General features: G+C 66.7%; 6 protein-coding genes. 2 read left to right on the top strand and 4 right to left on the bottom strand.

Annotated elements, in window-relative coordinates; all coding sequences use genetic code 11:
• The 4 genes from AC5JJ6_RS27020 to iolG form a co-directional block, all read right to left on the bottom strand.
• On the bottom strand, positions 1-1,397 hold a 1,397-nt coding region (locus AC5JJ6_RS27020; protein WP_496045040.1), incomplete at its 3' end, for a CoA-acylating methylmalonate-semialdehyde dehydrogenase.
• Positions 1,398-1,424: 27 nt separating this feature from the next.
• Entirely contained in the window at positions 1,425-2,321 is an 897-nt protein-coding gene (gene iolE / locus AC5JJ6_RS27015) for a myo-inosose-2 dehydratase (protein ID WP_496045039.1), read from the bottom strand.
• Positions 2,322-2,348: 27 nt separating this feature from the next.
• Positions 2,349-4,196, bottom strand: a complete 1,848-nt coding sequence (gene iolD, locus AC5JJ6_RS27010) for a 3D-(3,5/4)-trihydroxycyclohexane-1,2-dione acylhydrolase (decyclizing) (RefSeq protein WP_496045038.1) — start codon at positions 4,194-4,196, stop codon at positions 2,349-2,351.
• Between the two features lie 51 nt (positions 4,197-4,247).
• Entirely contained in the window at positions 4,248-5,243 is a 996-nt protein-coding gene (gene iolG / locus AC5JJ6_RS27005; RefSeq protein WP_496045037.1) for an inositol 2-dehydrogenase, read from the bottom strand.
• Positions 5,244-5,491: 248 nt separating this feature from the next.
• Here iolG and AC5JJ6_RS27000 point away from each other — a divergent pair, with 248 nt between their 5' ends.
• Positions 5,492-8,839 (top strand): ATP-binding protein, encoded by a 3,348-nt coding sequence (locus tag AC5JJ6_RS27000; RefSeq protein ID WP_496045036.1) that lies wholly within the window; start codon positions 5,492-5,494, stop codon positions 8,837-8,839.
• 232 nt (positions 8,840-9,071) lie between these two features.
• A partial coding sequence (locus tag AC5JJ6_RS26995) for a GntR family transcriptional regulator (protein WP_496045035.1) occupies positions 9,072-9,740 on the top strand: 669 nt, incomplete at its 3' end.

Genomic DNA, 9,740 nt, shown 5'->3' with positions numbered 1-9,740 from the left:
CCATGCATGTGGTGGTCGCCGAACAGCGAGGCCTTCCAGCCGCCGAAGCTGTGGAACGCCATCGGCACCGGGATCGGCACGTTGATGCCGACCATGCCGACCTGGATCTGGTGCGCGAACTCGCGCGCCGTGTCGCCGTCGCGGGTGAAGATGGCGGTGCCGTTGCCGTACTCGTGCTCGTTGATCATGCGGGCCGCCGTCTGGTAGTCCGGCGAGCGCACGACCGACAGCACCGGCCCGAAGATCTCCTCCTTGTAGATCGTCATGTCGGTGGTGACGTTGTCGAACAGCGTGCCACCCAGGAAATAGCCGTCCTCGTAGCCCTGCATCTTGAAGCCGCGTCCGTCGATCACGAGCTTGGCGCCCTCGCGCTCGCCCTGGTCGATGTAGCCGCGCACCTTGGCAAGGTGCTGGGCGGTGACCAGCGGGCCCATCTCCGCTTCGGGATCGGTGCCGGGACCGATCTTCAGGCCGCGGATCTTCGGCTCCAGCTTCTCGATCAGGGTGTTGGCGGTCTTCTCTCCGACCGGCACCGCGACCGAAACCGCCATGCACCGCTCGCCGGCGGAGCCGTAGGCGGCGCCCATCAGTGCATCCACCGCCTGATCCATGTCGGCGTCGGGCATGATGACCATGTGGTTCTTGGCGCCGCCCAAGGCTTGGCAGCGCTTGCCGTTGAGGGCGGCGGTCTCATAGATGTAGCGGGCGATCGGGGTGGAGCCGACGAAGCTGACGGCCGAGATGTCGGGGTGGCGCAGGATCGCGTCAACCGCCGTCTTGTCGCCGTGAACGACGGTGAAGACGCCATCCGGCAAGCCCGCTTCCTTCAGAAGTTCGGCCAGGATAAGGGAGGTGGACGGATCGCGTTCCGACGGCTTCAGGATGAAGCAGTTGCCGCAGGCGAGTGCCACCGGGAACATCCACATCGGCACCATGGCCGGGAAGTTGAACGGCGTGATACCGGCGACGATGCCGAGCGGCTGGCGCAGCGAGTGGCTGTCGACGCTGGTCCCGACGTTCTCGGTGATCTCGCCCTTGAGGAGCTGTGGGGCACCGGTCGCGAACTCGACCACCTCGATGCCGCGCGTCAGCTCGCCGACGGCGTCGGACAGGACCTTGCCATGTTCCGACGTGATGCAGGCGGCGATGCGCTTCTCGTTCTCTTCCAGCAGGCGCAGGAAGCGGTTGAGGATGCGGGCGCGGCGCAGCGGTGTCGTGGCGGCCCATTCCGGCCAGGCCTTCTTGGCGGCGGCTACCGCTTCGGCCATGTCGGCCTCGTTCGCCAGCGGAACGGAGCCGGTCTGCTCGCCGGTCGCCGGGTTGAAGACGGGCGCGAACTTGCCGCTCTTGCCGGAGACCAGCTTGCCGCCGATGAAATGCTGAATTTCGGTCGCCATTGGGTAGTTACCTCGATTATTAGCCGGTTATTGGACGGTGAGGCCGAGTTTTTCGACCGTTGCCCGCAGATGGGCATAGCCCTTGCGGGCATATGTCAGGGGATGGGCCTTTGCCGGGTCCTGTTCGGCTTCGCAGATGATCCAGCCGTCGTAGCCGGCATCGGCGATGGGACGGAGTGCGGATTCGAAGTCGATGGAGCCGTCGCCGGGGACCGTGTAGACGCCGTTGATCACGGAATCCAGGAAGCTCCAGCGCTCGGCGTGGGCACGCCTCAGCACGTCGGCGCGGACGTCCTTGGTATGGACATGGTTGATGCGCTTCGCCCATTTCTTTGAAATGGCGGCCGGATCGTCGCCGGCGAAGGTGAAGTGGCCGGTATCGAACAGCAGACCGACCGTATCGGGAGTGCCGGACAGCAGACGGTCCACTTCGGACGCCTTCTCGATCACCGTGCCCATGTGATGGTGGAAGGCAAGGGCGACGCCTTTGCCGGCCATGTATTCGGACAGCTTCGTGATACGGTCCAGGTAACCCGGCCATTCGTCCTCTTCCATGACGGGGCGGTCGGCGACCGGCACGGTACGCCGGCCCTGCACGGTGCCCGATGTCTCGGCGAAGACCATGACCTTGCAGCCGCAGGCCGCCAGCAGGTCGAGATGGGGCTGCATGGCCCTGATCTCCTCCTCGACCGTGCGGGTGAGGAGTTCGGCGCCGTACCAGCCGGAGACGAATTCCAGTCCGTATTCCCCCAGCTTGGCCTTGAGGGCATCCGGCTGCTTGGGAAACTTGTTGCCCATCTCGGTCCCGGTGAAACCGGCCTCGCGGGTTTCGCGCAGGCAGGTTTCCAGGGGAGTGTCGCCCCCCAGTTCAGGCAGATCGTCGTTGCTCCAGGCGATCGGATTGGTGCCCAGTTTGACCGTCATCACAGCCTCCCGGTTTCTTGTTATGGTTCAGCCCTGGGCCTGATCGCGGCGGGCCTCGATATAGGATGCGTGGGCGTCGCGGACCTGTCCACGTTCGGAAACCTCCGGAACGGCCACGTCCCACCATGCGCCTCCCGCCTCGGTCGTCGGCATCGGGTCGGTGTCGATCACGACGACATAGCTTCGCTCCGACTGGCGGGCGCGCTGGAGCGCCTGTTCCAGCTCGGCGATGCTGGCGACCTTCTCGGAGATGGCGCCCAGGCTGCGGGCATGGCCGGCGAAATCGATCCAGCTTTCGTCGACGCGGTGATCGACGTTGCGGATCAGGTTGTTGAAGCTCTCGCCGCCGCAGGCGCGCTGGAGCCGGTTGATGCAGCCGAAGCCCCTGTTGTCGAGGACGGTGACGATCAGCTTCCGCCCCAGCATGACGGAAGTCTGAAGCTCCGAGTTCATCATCATGTAGCTGCCGTCGCCGACCATGACGAAGACCTCGCGGTCGGGATGGGCCATCTTGACGCCAAGCCCGCCGGCGATCTCGTAGCCCATGCAGGAGAAGCCGTATTCCATGTGGTAGCCGTTGGGCAGGCCCGACCGCCACAGCTTATGCAACTCGCCCGGCAACCCGCCGGCGGCGCAGACGACGATGTCGTCGGCCTGGGCCGCCCGGTTGACGCCGCCGATCACTTCGGCGTCCGACGGCAGTTGGGCGTTGGTCGGCGATGTCGCCTGATCGACCGCACCGTTCCATTCCTCGATCAGCGCCGCCGTGCGCTGCTGCCAGACGGATGAGGACTTGTAGCTCCCGAGGGCCGCGGTAAGGTCTTCGAGCGTCCGCTTGGCGTCGCCGACCAGCGGCAGGGCGCGGTGCTTGCCGGCGTCGAAAGCCTGGATGTTGAGCTGGATCAGCGCCGCCTCCCCCGGCACCAAGGCGCGGGAGCCGGTCGTGAAGTCCTGAAGCCGGGTGCCGACCGCCAGGATCACGTCGGCCTCGCGGACCAGCGTGTTGGAAGCGCTGCTGCCGGTGACGCCGACGGAGCCGGCGGCCTGGGGGTGGTCCCACGGCATGCAGCTTTTGCCGGCCTGGGTCTCGGCGACCGGAACGGCGTGCTTGGCCGCGAACTCTTGAAGCGTCCGTGCTGCTTCCGAATACAGCACGCCGCCGCCCGCGATGATCAGCGGACGCTCCGCTTTGCTCAGCAGATCGAGCGCGCGGGAGAACTCGTCAGCATCCGGGGCCGGACGCCTGATGCGATGGGTCTGCGGGCGGAAGAAGCTTTCCGGGTAGTCGTAGGCTTCCGCCTGGACGTCCTGCGCCATGCACAGGGTCGCCGGTCCGCAGTCCACCGGATCGGTCAGCACCTGGATGGCTCTGGGCAGGGAGGTCAGAAGCTGTTCCGGTCGGGTGATCCGGTCCCACCAGCGCGAAACCGGGCGGAAGCAGTCGTTGACGCTGACGGTGGCGTCGTTGAAGTCCTCGATCTGCTGGAGCACCGGATCGGGCCGACGGCTGGCGAAGACGTCGCCCGGCAGCAGGAGCACCGGCAGGCGGTTGACATGGGCGACGCCGGCGGCGGTGACCATGTTGGCCGCACCCGGACCGATCGAGGTCGTGCAGGCCATCATCTGGCGGCGGTTCTTGGCCTTGGCGAAGGCGACAGCCGCCAACGCCATGCCCTGCTCGTTATGGGCGCGGAATGTGGGCAGCGTCTCGCGGGCGTGATACAGCGCCTCGCCCAGCCCGGCGACGTTGCCGTGGCCGAAGATACCCCAGCAGCCGGCGAACAGAGGCACCTCGGCGCCGCCGATCTCGGAACACTGGGCGGCAAGGTACCGGACCACCGCCTGGGCGGCGGTCAGACGGATCGTCTTCTCCATCGCGTTTTCCTCCCCCGTTTCTTTTCTTTCGCAGTCTCGTCTTTCGGAGTTTCAGCCGTCGAGGCGGACGCTCCGGCCGGTGTTCAGCGATTCCAGGGCGGCGTCGGCGAGGCGCAGGGCTTCGCGGCCCTCGGGGAAGCCCGCCAGCGGCTTCTCGTGCTTCTCCATGCAATCGACGAAGTGGTTGATTTCGGCCATGTAAGCTTCGAAGTAGCGCTCGATAAAGAAATTCAACACGGGGTCACGGGCCTGCGTTCCCTCTGCCCCCCAGGCTTCCACCGTGGTCGCCCGGCGGTTATGGGCCTGGAGCATGCCCTTCTCGCCGAATGCTTCGACCCGCTGGTCGTAGCCGTAGCTGCACCGGCGGCTGTTGTTGATGTGGACCAGTGCGCCGGAAGCCGCCCGCATGACGATCATCGCGGCGTCGATGTCGCCGGCGTCCTTGATCGCGGGATCGATCAGGTTGCCGCCCATCGCCTGGACCTCGACGATGTCGCCGGCCAGATAGCGCGCCATGTCGAAGTCGTGGATCGTCATGTCGCGGAACAGCCCGCCGGAGCCCTTGACGTACTGAACAGGCGGCGGCGCCGGGTCGCGGCTGGTGATGACGACCTGCTCCAGCCGGCCCAGTTCGCCGCCCTGGATGCGGTCGCGCAACGCCTTGAAGGAGGGGTCGAAGCGGCGGTTGAAGCCGATCATGACCAGAGGGTTCAGCGGGCCGATCTCGTTCCAGCAGGCCTCGACCCGGCCGATATCCAGGTCGATCGGCTTCTCGCACAGTACGGCCTTGCCGGCCTTGGCGGATCGGGTGATCAGATCGACGTGGGTGTCGGTGGACGACGCGATGAAGACGGCGTCGATCTTGGGATCGGTCAGCGCCTCGTCGACCGATCCCAGCACCCTGGCGCCCAGTTCCGCCGCCACGTCGCCGGCGGCCTTCGCCACCACGTCGTAGACGCCGACCAGTTCGGCGCGCGGATGGGCCTCGATGTTGCGGGCATGCATCCGGCCGATACGCCCGCAGCCCAGTATCGCGAAGCTGACCATTGTTCTTCCCCCGGCATATTTGTTGGAGGTATCTTGTAAGGTCCTGTCGGCAGAATGGGAGAGCGACAAAGGTCAGACCTTATGTCTCTTGCGGCATGTCTCTTGCGGCATGTCTCTTGCGGCATGTCTCTTGCGGCAAACCTCGCCGGCCCGCCAGGGACGGGGGGTCATGGTCGGCACGAATTCGAGCGGCCGAATTCGCCCTCCGTGTGTTCACTGCTCATTGTGCGTTTGTTCCAGAGGAATCCATGCCGTCGCCCAATGAACAGGCGCAATCGGGAAACCGCGGGGATGCTCTCGGCTCGGAGTTGTTCGCGGGTGGAGGCGAAACCGGCCGGCTCATGAGGTCGATGGACTGGGCCGCGACGCCGCTCGGCCCTCCCGAAGGCTGGCCGCGCAGTCTCAAGACCTGCGTGCGTATCCTGCTGACCTCGCGGCAGGCGATGTTCGTCTGGTGGGGCGACCACCTGATCAACCTGCACAACGACGCCTACCGCTCGATCCTCGGCGGCAAGCATCCGTGGGCGCTGGGCCAGCCGGCCTCGGCCGTCTGGCGGGAGATCTGGGATCAGGTCGTGCCGCGCGCGGAATCCGCGATGCATCACAACGAGGGCACCTACGACGAGGCCCTGCTGCTGCTGATGGAACGGAACGGCTACCGCGAAGAGACCCACTATACCTTCTCCTACAGCCCGGTCCCCAACGACGAGGGCGGCACCGGCGGCATCATCTGCGCCAATACCGACGACACCCAGCGGATTGTCGGCGGCCGGCAGCTGGCGCTGCTCCAGGAACTCGCGGCGGGTGCGTCGGAAGCCCGGACGATCGAGGCCGCCTGTGCCCGCAGCGCCGAGGCGCTGGAAACGAACCGGCGCGACCTTCCCTTCGCGATGATCTACATGACCGACCCGGCGACGGGCCGGGCCACGCTCGCCGGCGCTTCGGGGATCGAGCCCGGCCATGACGCCGCTCCGATCGAGGTCGACCTGAACGACCCTTCCGCCGTCTGGCCGCTCGGCCAGGTCATGGCCGGCAATGCCGCCGTCGTCGTGCCTGATCTGTCCGGGCGTTTCCGCGACGGCCTGCCGAGCGGCGCCTGGGACCAGCCGCCGATGCAGGCGATAGCGCTGCCGGTCACGCCCGCCGGACAGTCGGGGCGCGCCGGCGTGCTGGTCGCGGGCCTCAATCCCTGCCGCCTGTTCGACGAGGGCTACCAGGGCTTCATGTCGCTGGTCGCGGGGCAGGTCGCCGCGGCGATCGGCAATGCGCAGGCCTACGAGGAGGAGCGCCGGCGCGCCGAGGCGCTGGCCGAGATCGACCGCGCCAAGACGGCCTTCTTCAGCAATGTCAGCCACGAATTCAGGACGCCGCTGACCCTGATGCTGGGACCGCTGGAAGATCTGACGGCGATGGAGGACCTGTCGGCCAAGGGCAGGGAAGCCGTGGAGGTCGCCCATCGCAACAGCCTCCGCCTGCTCAAGCTGGTCAACATGCTGCTCGACTTCTCCCGGATCGAGGCCGGCCGGGCACAGGCGGCGTTCGAGCCGACCGATCTGGCGACCCTTACGGCGGACCTCGCCAGCAGCTTCCGCTCGGCCTGCGAAAAGGCCGGGCTGGACCTGATCGTGGATTGTCCCCCGCTGCCCCGGCAGGTCCATGTCGACCGCGGGATGTGGGAGAAGATCGTCCTCAACCTGATCTCCAACGCGTTCAAGTTCACGCTCGCCGGTTCCATCACGGTATCGCTGCGGTCCTCCGCCGACGATGCGTCCGTCCGGCTTGCCGTCAGCGATACCGGCACCGGCATCGCCGCCGACGAACTGCCGCGGCTGTTCGAGCGGTTCCATCGGGTGGAGGGCGCGCAAGGCCGGACCCATGAGGGCAGTGGGATCGGGCTGGCGCTGGTCCAGGAGCTTGCCAACCTGCATGGTGGATCGGCCTCGGCCGAAAGCATCCCGGGACAGGGCAGCACGTTCACCATCACCGTTCCGTTCGGCTCCGCGCATCTGCCGGAACGGTCCATCGATGCGAGGCACGACACCGTTGCCCCCGCGACGCGGGCCAGGGCCTTCGTCGAGGAAGCCCTGCGCTGGCTGCCGGATGACAATACATCCGGAACCTCCGGAACCTCCGGAACCTCCGGGACCTCCGGGCGCCGGGACGCCGGCGACGCCGCAGCGGCGGGGCAGGACGAAGAGACGGTCCGGCAGCTTGGACGGCCGCGCGTCCTCCTGGCCGACGACAACGCCGACATGCGCGACTACGTCGCCCGGCTGCTCTCCACCACCTGCGAGGTGGAAGCGGTGGCGGACGGACAGGCGGCCCTGGACGCCATCCGGACGCGGCTGCCCGACCTGCTGCTGACCGACGTCATGATGCCCCGGCTCGACGGCTTCGCGCTGCTGGACGCGATCAGGGCCGACCGGCTTCTCCGCGACCTGCCGGTCGTGATGCTGTCGGCCCGCGCCGGCGAGGAAGCCAAGGTCGAGGGACTGGATGCCGGGGCCGACGACTACCTCGTCAAGCCGTTCTCCGCCCGCGAGCTGAAGGCCCGCGTCCGGGCCAGTCTGGTCATGGCCCGGCTGCGCGCCGAACGGCGCGAGGCGGAGGCCAGCGCCAGCCGCGCCGAGGAGCGGCTGCGGGCGGCGCTGGTGGCGTCCGGCACCGGCACCTTCCGCTGGGACATGCGGACAGGCGTGCTCGAGTGGGATGACGCGCTCGACCGGCTGTTCGGCCTCGACCCTCGCCGCAAGGTCGCGACCCTGCCGGACTTCCTGAATCTCGTGCATCCCGAAGACCGGGCTGATGTGGCCGGGCAGTGCGGCATGTGCATGAAGGACGGCGCCGATCTGTCGATGGAATACCGCGTGCCGCAGCCGGACGGCTCGGTGCGCTGGATCCTGGATCAGGGCAAGACGTTCCGCGGCGACGACGGCCGGCCTTCCTACATGAGCGGCGCCTGCGTGGACATCACCGAGCGCAAGCGCGCCGAGGCCAGCCAGCAACTCCTGCTGGAGGAGCTGAACCACCGCGTCAAGAACACGCTGGCCATGGTGCAGTCCATCGCGTCCCAGACCCTGCGGGCGAGCCCTGCCGCCGAGCGTTTTCCCGAGGCGTTCCAGTCCCGGCTCCAGGCTCTGGCCCAGGCGCACGACCTGCTGACCAAGGGGCAATGGCGCGGCGCATCGCTGCGCGAGGTCGCCGAGATGACGCTCAATCCCCATACGACGCCGGGCGGCAGGGTCAAGATCTCCGGACCTGCCGTGGCCTTGGCTCCGGGCATGGCGGTTTCCCTCCATCTGGCGCTGCACGAGCTGGCGACCAACGCCGCGAAATACGGCGCGCTGTCGGTGGAGCAGGGCGAAGTGACGCTGGAATGGGCGGTGACCGGCGGCATCCAGCCGGCGCTGCGGATCGAGTGGGGCGAAAGCGGCGGTCCCTTGGTCGTCCCGCCCCAGCGCCGCGGCTTCGGCTCCCGCTTGATCGAGCGGGGGCTGGCGCACGAGGTCGACGGCGAGGTCGATCTCGACTTCAATCCGCAGGGCGTGGTCTGCCGGGTGGTCTTGCCGCTTTCCGACCGCATTGCGGTAAGCTGAAACTCCCCTATCCAAGCGCCTGCCGACTTTGTTTTGCTGCGGCGCAACAAGATTGTTGCGCCTTTTCCACTGTGCGGAAAAAGAAATTTCGTCCGGACTGAACAAAGGCGTTGTCGGGTAGACCGTATCTGGTATACAATATTCTTCATTCAGAGGCCGGAACGCGAATACCGAGCCGAACACCGGACGAATAGCCGCAGGGCATCAAGAGCCGGGACGGGTGGAGGCAGTAATGAACACCATGAAGTTCGCGGTCGAGCCCCTGGATACGGGGGCCAGTTTCAAGACCAAGGCGTATGCCGCTTTGAAGAGCGCCATTTCGCAGATGGGCATCTACGACCATCCCAGCGAGATCCGTCTGGACGAGCGGCAACTGTGCGAAGCCCTTGGCGTCAGCCGGACCCCGGTGCGCGAAGCGATGGCGCTGCTGGAGCGGGAAGGTTTCGTGCGCTCGGTGCCCCGGCGCGGCATCTTCGTGGTCCGCAAGACCAAGCGCGAGATCATCGAGATGATCACCGTTTGGGCGGCCCTGGAAAGCATGGCCGCCCGGCTGATCACGCAGCGTGCGACGGATGCGGAAATACGCGACCTGGAAGAGCTTTTCCTGGGCTTCCACGACGATGGGCTCGACGAGCACCTGGACGAATACTCCGATGCCAACATCCAGTTCCATCAGTCGATCATCCGCTCGTCGGACTGCAACCTGATCTTCGAGATAACCGAAAACCTGTTCGTCCACATCCGCGCGATCCGCAAGATCACCATTCATCAGGATGACCGGGCGCACCGGTCGATGGTGCAGCACAGGCACATCATCGATGCGCTGAAGAAGCGGGACGCGGACCTGGTCGAACGCCTCGTGCGCGACCACACGCTCGATTTGGCGGCCCATGTCGAGAAG

The sequence above is a fragment of the Skermanella sp. genome, from assembly GCF_059503625.1.
The sequence above is the reverse complement of the archived record's forward strand: the minus strand, read 5'-3'. Positions and strand labels throughout refer to the sequence as shown.

What these genes read in the sequence shown, in the direction of transcription:
- iolE (WP_496045039.1), bottom strand. Translation starts at nt 2,321, where the DNA reads ATGACGGTCAAACTGGGCACCAATCCGATCGCCTGGAGCAACGACGAT.
- iolD (WP_496045038.1), bottom strand. Translation starts at nt 4,196, where the DNA reads ATGGAGAAGACGATCCGTCTGACCGCCGCCCAGGCGGTGGTCCGGTAC.
- iolG (WP_496045037.1), bottom strand. Translation starts at nt 5,243, where the DNA reads ATGGTCAGCTTCGCGATACTGGGCTGCGGGCGTATCGGCCGGATGCAT.
- AC5JJ6_RS27000 (WP_496045036.1), top strand. Translation starts at nt 5,492, where the DNA reads ATGCCGTCGCCCAATGAACAGGCGCAATCGGGAAACCGCGGGGATGCT.